16 protein-coding genes are annotated in these 14395 nt (G+C 72.7%); 10 read left to right on the top strand and 6 right to left on the bottom strand.

Annotated elements, in window-relative coordinates; genetic code table 11:
• Nucleotides 1-78: 78 nt before the first annotated feature.
• A complete protein-coding gene (locus AMY39116_RS0332820) occupies nt 79-1119 on the top strand; it encodes an ROK family transcriptional regulator (RefSeq protein WP_020421841.1) in 1041 nt (346 codons plus the stop codon).
• Between the two features lies 1 nt (nt 1120).
• Here AMY39116_RS0332820 and AMY39116_RS0332815 read toward each other — a convergent pair whose 3' ends face one another.
• A complete protein-coding gene (locus AMY39116_RS0332815) occupies nt 1121-2191 on the bottom strand; it encodes a type VII secretion protein EccE (RefSeq protein ID WP_020421840.1) in 1071 nt (356 codons plus the stop codon).
• An 84-nt stretch (nt 2192-2275) separates the two neighbouring features.
• On the opposite strand from AMY39116_RS0332815, the gene AMY39116_RS0332810 reads away from it, so the two are divergent.
• Nucleotides 2276-2911 carry a response regulator transcription factor gene (locus tag AMY39116_RS0332810; protein ID WP_020421839.1) on the top strand — a complete coding sequence of 212 codons (636 nt, stop codon included), beginning with the start codon at nt 2276-2278 and terminating at the stop codon, nt 2909-2911.
• A 389-nt stretch (nt 2912-3300) separates the two neighbouring features.
• Here the strand turns inward: AMY39116_RS0332810 and AMY39116_RS0332800 are convergent, their stop codons facing one another.
• Nucleotides 3301-4095, bottom strand: a complete 795-nt coding sequence (locus AMY39116_RS0332800) for a carbon-nitrogen hydrolase family protein (protein WP_020421838.1) — start codon at nt 4093-4095, stop codon at nt 3301-3303.
• Between the two features lie 49 nt (nt 4096-4144).
• On the opposite strand from AMY39116_RS0332800, the gene hisD reads away from it, so the two are divergent.
• Genes hisD through AMY39116_RS46880 form a run of 4 tightly spaced genes read left to right on the top strand, consistent with a single transcriptional unit; the run spans nt 4145 to nt 7315 of the window.
• Entirely contained in the window at nt 4145-5470 is a 1326-nt protein-coding gene (hisD, locus tag AMY39116_RS0332795; protein ID WP_020421837.1) for a histidinol dehydrogenase, read from the top strand.
• Nucleotides 5467-6564 carry a histidinol-phosphate transaminase gene (locus tag AMY39116_RS0332790; RefSeq protein WP_020421836.1) on the top strand — a complete coding sequence of 366 codons (1098 nt, stop codon included), beginning with the start codon at nt 5467-5469 and terminating at the stop codon, nt 6562-6564. The genes hisD and AMY39116_RS0332790 overlap by 4 nt, the downstream gene beginning before the upstream one ends.
• Nucleotides 6561-7160, top strand: coding sequence for an imidazoleglycerol-phosphate dehydratase HisB (hisB, locus tag AMY39116_RS0332785; protein ID WP_017984025.1), 600 nt, complete (start codon nt 6561-6563; stop codon nt 7158-7160). The genes AMY39116_RS0332790 and hisB overlap by 4 nt, the downstream gene beginning before the upstream one ends.
• Nucleotides 7157-7315, top strand: a complete 159-nt coding sequence (locus AMY39116_RS46880) for a hypothetical protein (RefSeq protein ID WP_017984024.1) — start codon at nt 7157-7159, stop codon at nt 7313-7315. The genes hisB and AMY39116_RS46880 overlap by 4 nt, the downstream gene beginning before the upstream one ends.
• On the opposite strand, the gene AMY39116_RS0332775 is transcribed toward AMY39116_RS46880, so the two are convergent.
• Nucleotides 7312-9489, bottom strand: coding sequence for an MMPL family transporter (locus AMY39116_RS0332775; protein WP_020421835.1), 2178 nt, complete (start codon nt 9487-9489; stop codon nt 7312-7314). The two genes, AMY39116_RS46880 and AMY39116_RS0332775, sit on opposite strands and share 4 nt — an antisense overlap.
• Nucleotides 9490-9673: 184 nt before the next feature.
• Between AMY39116_RS0332775 and AMY39116_RS0332770 the strand changes: the two genes are divergently transcribed.
• Nucleotides 9674-10246, top strand: coding sequence for a TetR/AcrR family transcriptional regulator (locus AMY39116_RS0332770; RefSeq protein ID WP_020421834.1), 573 nt, complete (start codon nt 9674-9676; stop codon nt 10244-10246).
• Between the two features lies 1 nt (nt 10247).
• Here the strand turns inward: AMY39116_RS0332770 and AMY39116_RS0332765 are convergent, their stop codons facing one another.
• Together AMY39116_RS0332765 and AMY39116_RS0332760 are read right to left on the bottom strand one after the other, a co-directional pair.
• Entirely contained in the window at nt 10248-10673 is a 426-nt protein-coding gene (locus AMY39116_RS0332765) for a GNAT family N-acetyltransferase (protein WP_020421833.1), read from the bottom strand.
• A 17-nt stretch (nt 10674-10690) separates the two neighbouring features.
• Nucleotides 10691-11236: an RNA 2'-phosphotransferase gene (locus AMY39116_RS0332760; RefSeq protein ID WP_020421832.1), complete on the bottom strand. Its 546-nt coding sequence runs from the start codon at nt 11234-11236 to the stop codon at nt 10691-10693.
• Nucleotides 11237-11329: 93 nt separating this feature from the next.
• On the opposite strand from AMY39116_RS0332760, the gene AMY39116_RS45760 reads away from it, so the two are divergent.
• Nucleotides 11330-11668, top strand: a complete 339-nt coding sequence (locus AMY39116_RS45760; RefSeq protein WP_084506199.1) for a DUF2695 domain-containing protein — start codon at nt 11330-11332, stop codon at nt 11666-11668.
• 323 nt (nt 11669-11991) lie between these two features.
• Here the strand turns inward: AMY39116_RS45760 and soxR are convergent, their stop codons facing one another.
• A complete protein-coding gene (gene soxR / locus AMY39116_RS0332755; RefSeq protein WP_020421831.1) occupies nt 11992-12453 on the bottom strand; it encodes a redox-sensitive transcriptional activator SoxR in 462 nt (153 codons plus the stop codon).
• Nucleotides 12454-12505: 52 nt separating this feature from the next.
• On the opposite strand from soxR, the gene AMY39116_RS0332750 reads away from it, so the two are divergent.
• Nucleotides 12506-13204, top strand: a complete 699-nt coding sequence (locus tag AMY39116_RS0332750; protein ID WP_027936429.1) for a transketolase — start codon at nt 12506-12508, stop codon at nt 13202-13204.
• Between the two features lie 3 nt (nt 13205-13207).
• On the top strand, nt 13208-14107 hold the full coding sequence (locus AMY39116_RS0332745) for a transketolase family protein (RefSeq protein WP_027936428.1): 900 nt from the start codon (nt 13208-13210) through the stop codon (nt 14105-14107).
• Nucleotides 14108-14395 lie beyond the last annotated feature (288 nt).

Below are 14395 nucleotides of genomic sequence, written 5' to 3'. Positions count from 1 at the left end.
ACCGTCCCGCATGCCGGGCGGTTTTGACGTGGTCGGCTACTTTCGTGCACGGTGGAACGAAGTCCTGGGGGGTGCGCAGTGTCGAACGCCGCCGCGGTGCTCGGCGCGATCAGGCGGGAAGGCCCGCTGTCGCGGGCCGCGATCGCCGAGCTCACGTCGCTGAGCATGCCGACGGTCAGCCGGCAGGTCACCGCGCTCGCCGAGGCCCGGCTGGTGCGGGACGCGCCGGACCTCGCCCGCGCCGGCGCCGTCGGACGGCCCAGGGTGCCGGTCGACATCGACGACAGCGTGCTCGCCGCGTGCGGGGTGCACATCGGCGTCCGCACCACCACGTTCGGCATCGTCGACCTGCGCGGGCGGCTCGTGGGCAGCGAGAAGATCCCGACGCCGCGGGGCAGCGCCGAGGACGGGCTGGCGTTCCTCGCCGCGAAGGTCCGCGCGTTCCTGCGGCGCTGGCGGGAGCGGCGGGTCGTCGGGCTCGGGCTCGCCACCGGCGGCCAGGTCGACATCGCCCGCGGCCTGATCACGCACGACCGGCTCGGCTGGCACCGCGCCCCCGCGCAGGCGGTGCTGGCGCGCGGGACGGGCCTGCCGGTGCACGTCGACGGCCACGTGCCCGCGATGGCGCACGCCGAGCTGCTGTTCGGCGAGGGCAAGCAGTACCCGAGCCTGCTCTACTTCTACGCCCGCCAGGTCGTCGGCGCGGCGCTCGTCGTCAACGGCGTGCTGCACCGCGGCCCAGGCCAGGCCGGGTCGGTCGCGCACCTGCCGGTCGGCGGCGACGTGCGCTGCGCGTGCGGCCGGACCGGCTGCCTCGAAGCGACCGTCAACGACCAGACCGACCGGGGCGCGCTGGCCGAACGCGCCGCGACGATGGGCCGGGCGGTCGCCATCCTGCGTGACGTCGTCAACCCGGACCAGGTCGTCCTCGGCGGCCAGAACATCACCGACGCGCCGGAACACCTGGCGACCCTGCTGCACGCCTTCGCGGCGACGACCGCGCTGCCCGGCACCGACCTGGTGACCGTGACGAGGTTCGGCCCGGACGTCCAGGCCGTCGCGGCGTGCACCGGCGTCCTGGCGGGCATCTTCGCCGACCCGACGCCGCTGATGGCGTGACTCAACCCGGCAACGCGAGCGGCAGCGTGCGCCGCACCGCGGCGGCGTGCCTGCCGTACAGCGGCACGACCGGCACGTCCAGGTCACGGGTCCGGGGCGGGCGCCGCGTCCCGGCGTAGCGCGCCAGCCGCAGCGTGACCTCCTCCACGAGCCGCCCGAAGCGGTTGCGGCGCAACGTGAACGAAGCGACCGTCAGCGCCGCGCCGCGAGCCGTCGACGTCAGCAGCACGGGCACGTCCTCACGCGTCAGCGGGACGAACCCGGCCTGCGCGGTCCCGCCCGCCGACCACGACCGCCAGCCGTCCGTCACCGGCGCCGGGGTGTCGGCGCCGAGGGTGGCGCGCAGCTCCGTCGCCAGCTCGCCGGCCTCCAGCAGCGTGCTGCCGTACCCGGCCTTCGCGAGCGCGCCCATCAACGCCAGCGCCGCGCGGGTCGTCGCCCGCAGCTCGCCCGCCTCACCGCCGCCGCGGGCCAGCGCCGCCAGCGGCGCCTCGCTCGCCCGGTACCGCACCGCGACCAGGTACGTCCGCTCGCCGAAGCTCGTCCGCACCAGCAGCTGGGCGCCGGCCAGCGGGATCTCCGGGTTGTCGCACGCGGCGCGCAGCAGGTCCAGCACCTTCGCCACGTCCGGCTCCACGCCCTCGCGCAACCGGATCACCGTGGTCCAGCCGTCGCCGACCCCGGCGACCCCGAACCGGTTCCCGGCGCGGTCGACGTGCTGCCGCAGCCGGAAGTCGTGGGCGAGCACGCGCAGCGGGTCGGCGGCCTGGCGGCGTTCGTCGTGCTGCAGCAGCCGGTAGGACACCCAGGTCAGCGCCCAGCCCGCCAGGTGCCGTCCCGCGAACCGGACGGACGTGGAGGCGATCGCCAGCAGCGCCAGCACGGTCACGACGAGCTTCGCCGGCAGCACGTCGTGCACCGCCAGCAGCGTCGCGACCAGCGCGGACTCCCAGACCGCGATCTGGGCGAACCCGATGGGCAGCACGAACGGCGCCACGGTGAACCGGCGGGGCCGGGGTGCTTCGGGTGCGGTCCCGCCACCGGCGGAGACCCCCGCGTCGGCAGCGGTCAACTCGCTTCTCCTTGATCCTGGTACAGAATAAACGGGGAACCGGTATTCGCTGCCGGGAAAAATGCCCACAGGGAGTGAGGTCCCATGGCCGCGAGCGAGGGCGGGCCCATCCGGGTCGGCGTGATCGAGGACCACCCGCTGTACCGCTACGCGGTGGCGAACGTGCTCTCCGAGGCGCGGGACATCGAGCTGGGACCCGTCGCGGAGTCCGTCGCCGCGTTCGCGAGCAGCCACGAACCGGCCGGGTGCGTCGTCGTGCTGGACCTCAAGCTGCGTGGCGTGACCGACTCGCAGGCCGTGCAGGAGGTCGTGCGGATGGGGCACAAGGTGCTGGTGGTGTCCGCGCACGCCGGCCAGGACGAGGTGCTGGGCGCGATCTCGGCAGGCGCGCGGGGGTACCTGTCGAAGGACGCCGACGGCGACGACATCCTGCACGCGATCCGCGAGATCGCCGCGGGCAACTCCTACGTGTCGCCGACGCTGGCGTCGTTCCTGCTCGACTCGACGCGCCCGCGTGCCGGGGTGGGCAGCGTGCTGTCCGACCGCGAGCGGCAGGTGCTGTCGCTGGTCGCCGCGGGGGAGCGGGACGCCGACATCGCCGAGGCGATGTCGATCAGCGTCCGCACCGTCCGCTCGTACCTGGACCGGATCCGCGACAAGACGGGCCGCCGCCGGCGTCCAGAACTGACCCGGCTGGCCATCGAAGAGGGCATGGCTTAAAGCCGTGCTGCCTCGCACGCGAGCGCGCTTGGCGCTCCTCGAACTGGTGGTGAACCAGTCCCGCCACGAGGTCGGCTGCTTCCGGGCGGTCACCACGAGGTCGTGCGGCGCGTAGTCGTTCGTCGTTTCCCTCTCCACCTCGTGACCCGCGGTGGAGAGTGATCTTCAGCATCGCGTCCTGCATCGCTTCCACGATCGGTGGCCGTGGTGAGGATGAAGTGGTGGTGCCAAGTGGCCACGACCCGCGGCAACCCAGCTTGTCCACCACCACCTGCGCTCCGGTGCTACCCACCGCGCGGGGCCGGCGGCAGCCCGGCGACCAGCAGGTCGGACATGACGGCCTGCGCCGCAGAGCTTCTGGGTGGTGCGGCTTCGGGTGGCCGCTCACCTCAGAGCCGCCGGTTGGCGAGCGCCCCCGTCGCGTTGCGCGCCTTCTCCGCGACCTCCGGGTCGATGTCCACGACGACCGACTCCGGCCCCGCGCCCAGCTGGGCGTGCACGCGCCCGAACCCGTCCGCCACCGTCGAGTACCCGATGCCGGTCGGCGCCTTCGGGTTCACCTCGACGCCGGACGCCGCCGGGTCGGCCTGGCCGCAGCCCAGCACCCAGCAGCCGGAGTCGAGCGCCCGCGCCCGCACCAGCACCTCCCACTGGTCCCGCTTGCCCTCGCCGGCGCCCCAGGACGTGGGCAGCACGACCGCGGACGCGCCCCGGTCGGCCAGCGCCCGGAACAGCTCCGGGAACCGCACGTCGTAGCAGGTCGCGAAGCCCAGCGTCACGCCGTCGACCTCGACGGTCACCGGTGAGGTGCCCGGCGCGACCGTGTCGGACTCGCGGAAGCCGAACGCGTCGTAGAGGTGGATCTTGTCGTAGCCGGTGTGGTGCCCGAGCCCGGTGATGAGCAGGGTGTTGCGCACCCGGCCGTCCTCGTGCGGCGTGAACATCCCGGCCACCACCAGCACGCCGTGCTCGTCGGCGATCGCGGCGACCGACTTGGCCCACGGCCCGTCGAGCGGCTCGGCGACCGGCCCGAGCGGCACCCCGAACCGTGCCATCGCCGCCTCCGGGAACACCACGACCCGCGCTCCCTCACCTGCCGCGCGCGCCACGCCCTCGCGGATCGGGGCGAGGTTCTCCGCGGGCTCGGCACTCGATGTGAGCTGGCACAAGCCGATCCGGAGCACGGGCTACCTCCCTGGTCGTCGTCAACGTTCCAACTCGTACCCTAGACCCATGTTGAACCGCATCGACCTGCGTGGACGCGTGCTGTCCGCCACCGAACTCCGAGCCACGCTCCCGCGTGCCGAGATCGACGTGGACGCGGCGCTGCATCAGGTCCGCCCGGTGGTCGAGGCGGTCCGCGAGCGCGGGGTCGAGGCGGTCCTGGAGTACACCGAGCGGTTCGACCGCGTGCGCCCGGCGAGCGTCCGCGTGCCGCGCGCGGAGATCGAGGCCGCGCTGACCACGCTGGACCCGGCGGTGCGCGCCGCGCTGGAGGAGGCCATCGAGCGCGCCCGCAAGGTGCACGCCGACCAGCGGCGGGCCGACGTGACCACGACGGTCGCCGACGGCGGCACGGTCACCGAGCGCTGGGTGCCGGTCGAGCGCGTCGGCCTCTACGCCCCCGGCGGGCTCGCGGTCTACCCGTCGAGCGTGGTGATGAACGTCGTCCCGGCTCAGGTCGCGGGCGTCGGCTCGCTGGTGCTGTGCTCGCCGCCGCAGGCCGAGTTCGGCGGCAGGCCGCACCCGACGATCCTGGCCGCCGCCGCGCTGCTGGGCGTGGACGAGGTGTGGGCGGTCGGCGGCGCGCAGGCCGTGGCGCTGATGGCGCACGGCGGCACCGACACCGACGGCGCCGAGCTGGTCCCGGTCGACCTGGTGACCGGCCCCGGCAACATCTACCTGACCGCGGCCAAGCGCCTGCTGCGCGGCCTGATCGGCATCGACTCCGAGGCGGGGCCGACGGAGATCGCGATCCTGGCCGACGAGACGGCCGACCCGGTGCACGTGGCGGCCGACCTGGTGAGCCAGGCCGAGCACGACCCGCTCGCCGCGAGCGTGCTGGTCACCACGTCGGAGGAGCTGGCCGACGCCGTGGACCGGGAGCTGGCCGGCCGCGTCGCCGCCACCAAGCACACCGAGCGCATCGGCGAGGCGTTGCGCGGCAAGCAGTCCGGCACCGTGCTGGTGTCCACTGTGGACGAGGGGCTGCGGGTGGTGGACGCCTACGCGGCCGAGCACCTGGAGATCCAGACGGCTGACGCGCGGGCTGTCGCCGCCCGCGTGCGCAACGCCGGCGCGGTGTTCGTCGGCCCGTACGCGCCGGTCTCGCTCGGCGACTACTGCGCGGGGTCGAACCACGTGCTGCCCACCGGCGGTTACGCGCGCCACTCGTCGGGTCTGTCCGTGCAGAGCTTCCTGCGCGGCATCCACGTCATCGACTACAGCGAGGAGGCGCTGCGCGAGGTGGCCGGCAAGGTCGTCGCGCTCGCCAACGCCGAAGACCTGCCCGCACACGGGGAGGCGGTCACCGCCCGCTTCCCGGGAGGAGCCGAGTGAGTTCCGACGACGTCCGTCTCAAGGACCTGCCGCTGCGCGAGGACCTGCGGGGCCGCAGCCCCTACGGCGCCCCGCAGCTGGACGTCCCGGTCCGGCTCAACACGAACGAGAACCCGTACCCGCCGCCGCAGGCCCTGGTCGACGACGTCACCGAGGCCGTCCGCGAGGCCGCCGCCGGCCTGCACCGCTACCCGGACCGCGACGCGATCGCCCTGCGCCAGGACCTCGCGGCGTACCTGTCCGGCGCGACGGGCGTGCCGCTGACCGAGCGGAACCTGTGGGCCGCCAACGGGTCCAACGAGGTGCTGCAGCAGATCCTGCAGGCCTTCGGCGGTCCCGGCCGCAGCGCGCTCGGCTTCGAGCCGTCGTACTCGATGCACCCGATCATCGCGGCGGGCACCCGCACCGACTGGGTCGCGACGCCCCGGCGGGACGACTTCACGCTCGACACCGAGGCCGCCGCGCGGATCGTCGCCGAGCGCAAGCCCGACGTCGTGTTCGTGACCAGCCCGAACAACCCGACCGGCGGCTCGATCCCGTTCGACGAACTGGAGCTGGTGTTGCGCGCCGCGCCGGGCATCGTCGTGGTGGACGAGGCCTACGCGGAGTTCTCGTCGCAGCGCAGCGCGGTCGAGCTGATCGAGGCCTACCCGGCGCAGCTGATCGTGTCGCGCACGATGAGCAAAGCGTTCGCCTTCGCCGGCGGGCGGCTCGGCTACCTCGCGGCCGCCCCGGCGGTGATCGACGCGCTGCAGCTGGTCCGCCTGCCCTACCACCTGTCGGTGCTGACGCAGGCGGCCGCGCGGGCGGCGCTGCGGCACGCGGACGAGACGCTGGCCTCGGTCGCCAAGCTCGCGGCCGAGCGCGAGCGCGTCGTCGAGGGCCTGCTGGGCCTCGGCTTCACGCCGGTGCCCAGCGACGCCAACTTCATCCTGTTCGGCCGCTTCGCCGACGCGCGGGCGAGCTGGCAGGCCTACGTGGACAACGGGGTGCTGATCCGCGACGTCGGCATCGAGGGTCACCTGCGGGTGACCGTCGGCACCCCGGAGGAGAACGACGCCTTCCTGGCGGCGAGCAAGGAGGTCCCGCGGTGAGCCGCGTCGGCAAGGTTTCCCGGACCACGAAGGAGTCCTCGATCACCGTGGTGGTCGACCTGGACGGCACCGGGCAGGTGGAGGTGTCCACCGGGGTCCCGTTCTACGACCACATGCTCAACTCGTTCGGCGTGCACGGCTCGCTCGACCTGAAGGTCGACGCGACCGGCGACATCGAGATCGACGCGCACCACACGGTCGAGGACACCGCGATCGTGCTGGGCCAGGCGATCCGCCAGGCGCTGGGCGACAAGTCGGGCATCCGCCGCTTCGGCGACGCGTGGATCCCGATGGACGAGACACTCGCGCACGCCGCGATCGACGTGTCCGGCCGCCCGTACTGCGTGCACGTCGGCGAGCCGGAGCAGTTCAACACGTTCACCATCGGCGGCAACTACCCGTTCGTGCTGACCAGGCACGTGTTCGACTCGCTGTCGTTCCACGCGCAGATCGCGCTGCACGTCCGCGTCATCCACGGCCGCGACCCGCACCACATCGCCGAGGCCCAGTACAAGGCCGTCGCGCGTGCGCTGCGGGCGGCCACCGAGCCGGACCCGCGCGCGGGCGGCATCCCGTCGACGAAGGGTGTCCTGTGAGCAAGGAACTGGTCGCCGTGCTGCTGCTGGCGCTCGGCGGCTTCCTGGTCGGCGGCGTGTACAGCACGTGGAAGACGGCCAAGGTGCTCGCGATGCTGTTGCTGGTCGCGGCACTCTTGGCCGTCGGCGGCGCGATCGCCTGGCTGGTTTCCTAGCTCCGCGCGCCTTCCAGTTCACGGCGCTCGTCGAGGTGCTTGGCGAGGCGCTCGCCCTCCACGTCGACGTTCGGCAGCGCGCGGTGCAGCCACTTCGGCAGCCACCACGCGTGCTTGCCGAGCAGCGACATCACCGCGGGCACGATCGTCATGCGCACCACGAACGCGTCCACCAGGACGCCGAACGCCAGCGCGAACCCGATCGACTGGATCAGCGACAGCTCGGCCGCGATGAACCCGGCGAACACGCTGATCATGATCAGCGCGGCCGCGACCACGACCCGGGCGCCGTGCTTGAACCCGCTCACCACGGCGTCGCGGGCGTCCGCGCCGTGGACGTAGTCCTCGCGCATCCGGGTCACCAGGAACACCTGGTAGTCCATCGCGAGGCCGAACAGCACGCCGATCAGCAGGATCGGCAGCATGCTCATGATCGGGCCGGTCGAGTCGACGCCGAGCAGGTCGGTGAGCCAGCCCCACTGGAACACCGCGACCACCGCGCCGAAGGTCGCCACGACCGAGCCGAGGAAGCCCAGCGTCGCCTTCAGCGGCACGATGATCGACCGGAACACCAGCATCAGCAGCAGGAACGCGAGCCCGACGATGAGGCCGAGGTAGGGCAGCATCGCGCCGGCCAGCTTCTCCGACACGTCGATCTGCAGCGCCGTCTGACCGGTCACCGACAGCTTCGCGCCGGTGGCCCCGGACAGGCGGTCGGACTGGTCGCGGATGCTCCCGACGAGCTGCTCGGTCGACTCGCTGCTCGGGCCGCTCTTCGGGATCACGGTGACCAGCGCGGTGTCACCCTCGGCGTTGAACTGCGCCTGCGTCACCGCGGCGACGTCCGGCAGGCGCGAGATCGAGTCGGTGGCCTCGGTGGCGGCCAGGCGCGGGTCGGGCGCGTCGGCGGAGTCGATGACGACGATCAGCGGGCCGTTGGTGCCCTCGCCGAAGCCCTTGCTGATCAGGTTGTAGGCCTTGCGCTGGGTCGACTCGGGCGCGGCGGTGGCGTCGGTGGGCAGGCCGAGCTGCATGCTCAGCGCCGGGATCGCGACGACGAGCAGGCCGACCACCGCGGTCACCAGCACCGGGACGCGGTGCCGTCCGACGTACCGGGCCCAGCGCTCGCCCATCGCGGGCTTGCCGTTCTGCTTCGGGCGGGCGTGCTTGCCGACGACCTTGCGGCCGGCGAAGCCGAGCAGCGCGGGCAGCAGCGAAAGGGCGATGAGGACCGCGACGGCGACGGTCCCGGCGGCCGCGACGCCCATCTGGCCGAGGATCGGGATGCCCACGACGGTGAGCCCGACCAGGGCGATGATCACCGTCAGGCCGGCGAACACCACGGCGGAACCCGCGGTGCCGACCGCGCGCCCGGCGGCCAGTTCCGGATCGTGCCCCTCGGCCAGCTCGTGCCGGTAGCGGGAGACGATGAACAACGCGTAGTCGATGCCGACGGCGAGGCCGAGCATCAGCGCGAGGATCGGGGTGTTGGAGTTCAGGTCGACGAACCCGGACACGGTCATCACGCCGGCCATGCCGACACCGACGCCGATGAGGGCGGTCAGCAGGGGCAGCCCGGCGGCGACGATCGAGCCGAAGGTGATCGCCAGGACGATGGCCGCGACGATCACGCCGATGCCCTCGGTGGCCTCCGTGGCGGGCACGCCCTGGATCGCGTCACCGCCGAATTCGACGGTGAAACCGGCGCTCTTCGCCGCGTCGGCGGTTGACTTGAGCGCTTCGCGGTCACTGTCGGTCACCTCGGGGGCCGGGACCTTGTAGCTCACCTGGGCCATGGCGATGCGGCCGTCCGCGGAGATCGTCTTGGCCTGGTACGGGTCGGCGACCATCGCGACACCGGGCGCGGTCTTGATCTTGCCGACCATCTCCTCGACGGTCGCGCGGGCGGCCGGGTCGGTGAGCGCCTGTCCGTCCGGCGCCTCGATCGCCACGCGCGCGGTCGCGTTGCCCGCCGCTGCCTGCGGGAACTTGTCCTTGAGGTGGTCGATGGCCTGCTGCGCCTCGGTGCCCGGGATGGTCACCGAGTTCGACATCTGGCCGGACAGCGTCAGCGCGCCGCCGCCGAGGACGAGCAGAACCGCCGTCCAGACGCTCGCGACGAGCCAGCGCCGGCGGAACGAAAACCGGGCTAGGCGGTAGAGCAGGGTGGCCACGTACTCGGCTCCAATTCAGTCGAGTGACATCCGATCCGGTGATACTCAAGCTAGCCGATCGGCAAGTGGAGCTCCAAGCCGATCGGCTAGTGTGTGACTAGCCGCACGGCTAGCGCCTCAAACGTTTGCCGGAGGATTTCGGGTCGCGTACTCTTCGGCTGCTGACGAGGAGGTTCACCAGTCGATGGCAGCCGTGGCCGGACACGAAGACACCCGCACCCGCCTGCTCGCCACGGCATTGCGGCTGTTCACCGCGCACGGGGTCGAGGGCACGTCGCTGCAGATGATCGCCGACGAGCTCGGCGTCACGAAGGCCGCGGTGTACTACCACTTCAAGACGAAGGACGAGATCACCGAAGCCGTGGTCGAGCCCGGGCTGCGCGAGCTGGAGTCGATCGTCGGGGAGGCGGAGCGGGAGCGCAGGCCGGGCGCGCGGATCGACCACATGCTGGCCGGGTTCGTGGACCTCGTGGTGCGGCACCGGGCGCTGGTCGCGTTGTTCTCCAGCGACCCCGGGGTGGCGCGGGCGCTGGAGAAGCACTTCTTCGGCAAGGAGAGCTGCATGGTCGGGATGATGACGATCCTGACGGGCCCCGATCCCGATCCGGCGCGGGTGGTCGCCGCGCACGCCGCCGTCGCCGGAATCGCGCTGGCCGGCGGTTCGCCCGACCTGGCGCACTACGACGACGACACCCTGCGCGAGTCGCTGCTCGAGGTGGGGCGCAAGCTGCTCGGCAGGCCCCGCCGGCGCGGTTGACTCAGGAGAGCGGCAGCGTCAGGCAGGTCGCGGTCTCGGCGAAGCCCAGCCGCTCGAAGTAGCCGGGGATGTGCCTGGCGATGACGTGCACTTCGACGGCCCCGGCGCGCCGCGCTCGCCGGACGACCGCGTCGACGAGCATCGCGCCGATGCCCTGCCGTCGGTGCGCCTGCGCGACCACCAGTTCCAGCAGGTGGCTGACCGGGCCGCCGGCGTGCAGCGACAGGACCCGGGCGGCCAGCACGTAGCCGACGACCTCGCCGTCGGTGTCGGCCACCAGGAAGTCGGTGTCGTCGTAGGTCATCGCCGCGATGAGCTGCTCATAGTGGTGGTCGAACGCCGCCCGCCGTGGTTGTCCGCCGGCGGACTGGTCCAGCAGGGTGTAGACGGCTACGGCGTCGGTGACATCGGCTGGCCTGATCCGCACCCGTTCATTGTGATCGGTCAGTGACGGCTCAGGTACTGCGGAGGCACCGCACGGGTGAGCCAGACGCCGTTCGCGCTCACCTGGAAGCGGTGGCCGTCGCGGGTCATTCCGGCAGCGTCGACGACCAGCACGACGGGTTTGCCGTGCCGCGAGCCGACGCGGACGGCGGTCTCGGTGTCGCTCGAAAGGTGCACGTCGTGGCGGGAGCGCGGGCGCAGGCCCTCGCGGAGGATGGCGGGCAGGAACCGTTCCGCGGTGCCGTGGAAGAGGGTGGCGGGCGGGTCGGCGTCCGGCAGGCCGAGGTCGACGTCCACGCTGTGCCCCTGGCTGGCCCGGATGAGCGTCGCGGTCTCGTCGAAGGCGAAGCGGCGCTTGTCGTTGCCTGCCACGACTTCGTCCAGTTGGGCCCGGGAGAGCGGCAGCCCGTGGCGGGCGAGCGCGGCGAGCAGTTCGGTGATCGGGACCCAGCCGCCGGGACCGAGGGACAGCCCGATCGCGCCGGGCTCGTGCCGCAGGTGCCGGGACAGCCGCTTGGACACGCGGATGATCGTTCTTTCGTCCATGTTGTTTCCAGTTGCGCACGATCGGGTGAGGCGGCGCAAGGTTTTTGTCGGAGGCCGCTGGTAGTCAGGGAGCACGAACCGAAGGAGGGTGCGATGACGAACGCCGGCCTGCTCGACCTGTGGACCGAGCCGCAGGAACGGGAATGCCTGAGCTGCTACGTGAGCCGCCTGCTGGCCGATTTCGGCTGCGACGGCACGCTGCGGTGGACGCGACGCTGGCGCGGCTTGCGTGCGCCACGTGTCGTCGCGCTCGACCGGATGTTCCGAAGACGCGCCGTGAACTGCGACTGCGGGGTGCCGGCCGCGCTTGGCGCCGGGACGAGCTCCGGCACGCCCCCACCATGCACCGGAGTCCGCCGCGGCTCGACGAGGCCCTGCTCGATGTGGGGCAGGCCTGACGCTCCCGGGCGAGCCCGCGGCTCGCCGACTTGAGCGCCAGCTCCCGTCTCGCGGACCTCAAGCCGGTGGTGCCCCGGCACTCCCGCGAAATCGTGCACCCATCGCGCCGATTGAGCGCCATCCTGGGGCTCCCGCGACGTGCACCCATCGCGCTGATTGAGCGCCATCCCGGGCCGACTTGGCTCCCCGCGCCCGGCTGCAGCCGAGACCATCCGTCATCCCCGTATTGCGGTCAACAGAAGGAGGCGATGCCCCGGCACTCCCGAAATCAAGCACCCCTCGCCGGCTGCGCGGTACCCTCGCCGGCTGGCTGCGCGCCACCGTCGCTGGCCGACTGCGCGCGACCCGTCGGCCGACTACGCGCCACCCTCGGTGGCCGGCTTGAGTCCCCGCGCGCCTGGGCCGTACTGCGCCATCCGGTCGTCGGTGTTGTAGAGCCCGCACACGCGCAACGACAGGCACCCGCACCCGACGCAACCCGTCAGCCGGTCGCGCAGCCGCTGCAGGGCGTCGATCCGGGCGTCGAGTTCGTCCTGCCACCCGCGGGACAGCCGGGCCCAGTCGGCCTTCGTCGGGGCGTGGTCGCGTGGCAGGGTGGACAGCGCGTCGTGGATTTCCTCGAGGCTGAGCCCCACCCGCTGCGCCGCCCGGATGAACGCGATCCGGCGCAGCACCGATCGCGGGTACCGGCGCTGGTTCCCGGCCGAGCGCTCGGAGGTGATCAGGCCCCGGTCCTCGTAGAAGCGCAGCGCCGTGTGCGGCACGCCGCTGCGCTCCGCGACCTGGCCAATGGTCAGGTGGTCGGCAAGCTTGGTCACGGCGCCAGCCTAGCCTTGACTTCGACTTAAGTCGAGGTTGCACGGTCGAAGCATGGAAAACACGACCAGGGGGATGGGCTATGCCGACCTGCCGGCGCTGATCGACGCCATGCGCGGCGACGAGAAGCATTCCGGCGCGGCGGAGTCCACAGTAGATGTGCTGTGGGTGCTGTACGACCGGGTGCTGAACGTGTCGCCCGACGCGCCGGACGATCCGGCCCGCGACCGGTTCCTGTTGTCGAAGGGCCACGGGCCGATGGCCTACTACGCGGTCCTGGCGGCGAAGGGGTTTCTCGCCCCCGTGGAACTGGCCGGCTGGGCGGGCAGCGAGTCGAGGCTGGGCTACCACCCGGACCGGACGCTCGTGCCCGGCGTGGAGATCTCCAGCGGCTCGCTGGGGCACGGGCTCGCGCTCGGCGTCGGGACGGTGTTCGGGCTGCGCGCGCAGGGTCTGACGGAACCGAAGGTGGTGGTGCTGACCGGGGATGCCGAGCTCGACGAGGGCTCCAACCACGAGGCGATCGCGCTCGCCGGACGGGCGTCGATGGCCCAGCTGAGCGCGGTGGTGGTCGACAACCAGTCGGCGACGCACGGCTGGCCGGGCGGCATCGCGCAGCGCTTCGCGGTCGAGGGCTGGGCCACGCGCACGGTCGACGGCCGCGACCACGACGCGTTGCACGCGGCGTTCACCACGCCGCACCCGGACCGGCCGCTGTGCGTGGTCGCCGTCGTCGAACCGAAGGGGAGCTGAGCCATGAGCGGAATGCGGGAGACCTTTCTGTCCACATTGGAGCAAGTGCTCGACGAGGATCCGCGAGTCGCGGTCGTGCTTGCCGACATCTCCGCCGCATCGCTGGAAGCCGCCCGGCGCAGGCACCCGGACCGGGTCATCAACGTCGGCATCCGGGAGCAGGCGCTGATCGGCGTCGCGGGCGGGCTGGCGCTGGCCGGGATGCGGCCCGTGGTGCACACGTTCCCGTCGTTCCTCGTGGAGCGGCCGTACGAGCAGGTCAAGCTGGACCTGACCCACCAGGGCGCGGGCGCAGTGCTCGTCTCGTGGGGCGGTTCGTACGACATGTCGACCGCCGGCCGGACCCACCAGTCGCCGGGGGACGTCGCGCTCATCGACACGATCCCGGGCTGGACCGTGCATGTGCCAGGGCACCCGGACGAGGCGGTGTCGCTGCTGCGCGACGCGCTGCCCGGCGACGGCACGGTGTACCTGCGCCTGAGCGGCCAGTCGAACGCGCGCCCACGCCCGGGGCCGGGTCTGCAGGTGGTGCGCCGGGGCGGGCGCGGGGTCGTGCTGGCGGTCGGCCCGATGCTGGACCGCGTGCTGGCCGCGGCCGAGGGCCTGGACGTGACGGTGCTCTACGCGAAGACCGTCCGCCCCTTCGACGCCGCGACCCTGCGCGCGGCGGTGGCCGAGACGGGCGTGGCGGATGTGGTGCTGGTCGAGCCGTACCTGGCCGGCACGTCCGCCCACCAGGTCAGCGAGGCCCTCGTGGAGGTCCCGCACCGCCTCCGGGCACGCGGCACCCGCCGGGACGCGGAGGTGCGCAGGTACGGCGACGTCACCGACCACGACCTGGCGCACGCCCTCGACGAGGCGAGCATCGCGGCCGCCCTGAAGGCCTTCCTGCGCCCGGACTGAGCGGACGAAGTGGAGGCCCAGAACCACCCGAGCGGGCTTCACCCACACGGACTGCCGGCACCGCGCAGCGGCTGCCGGGTGCGGGCTGCGCCAGCCGGGCGGGTGACCTGCCCGGTGGGTGGCTGGGCCAGCCTGGCGGGCGTGGGTGGCTGCGCCAACCGGGCCGGTGGCCTGCCCGGTGGGTGGCTGGGCCAGCCTGGCGGGCGTGGGTGGCTGCGCCAGCCCGGTGGTTGGCCTGGCGGGGCGTGGGTGGCTGCGCCGGCACCGCCCAGGGCCTGCCGGGTGGGT

Source organism: Amycolatopsis sp. ATCC 39116 (genome assembly GCF_000231075.2).
Taxonomy (GTDB): domain Bacteria; phylum Actinomycetota; class Actinomycetes; order Mycobacteriales; family Pseudonocardiaceae; genus Amycolatopsis_E; species Amycolatopsis_E tucumanensis.
This window is presented reverse-complemented; position numbering and strand designations above follow the sequence as displayed.

Bases quoted from the DNA above. Each gene is read 5' to 3' on its own strand.
- AMY39116_RS0332760 (WP_020421832.1), bottom strand. From the start codon at position 11,236: ATGGACGAAAGAACGATCATCCGCGTGTCCAAGCGGCTGTCCCGGCAC.
- AMY39116_RS0332745 (WP_027936428.1), top strand. From the start codon at position 13,208: ATGAGCGGAATGCGGGAGACCTTTCTGTCCACATTGGAGCAAGTGCTC.
- AMY39116_RS0332750 (WP_027936429.1), top strand. From the start codon at position 12,506: ATGGAAAACACGACCAGGGGGATGGGCTATGCCGACCTGCCGGCGCTG.
- AMY39116_RS45760 (WP_084506199.1), top strand. From the start codon at position 11,330: ATGACGAACGCCGGCCTGCTCGACCTGTGGACCGAGCCGCAGGAACGG.
- hisD (WP_020421837.1), top strand. From the start codon at position 4,145: ATGTTGAACCGCATCGACCTGCGTGGACGCGTGCTGTCCGCCACCGAA.
- AMY39116_RS0332810 (WP_020421839.1), top strand. From the start codon at position 2,276: ATGGCCGCGAGCGAGGGCGGGCCCATCCGGGTCGGCGTGATCGAGGAC.
- AMY39116_RS0332770 (WP_020421834.1), top strand. From the start codon at position 9,674: ATGGCAGCCGTGGCCGGACACGAAGACACCCGCACCCGCCTGCTCGCC.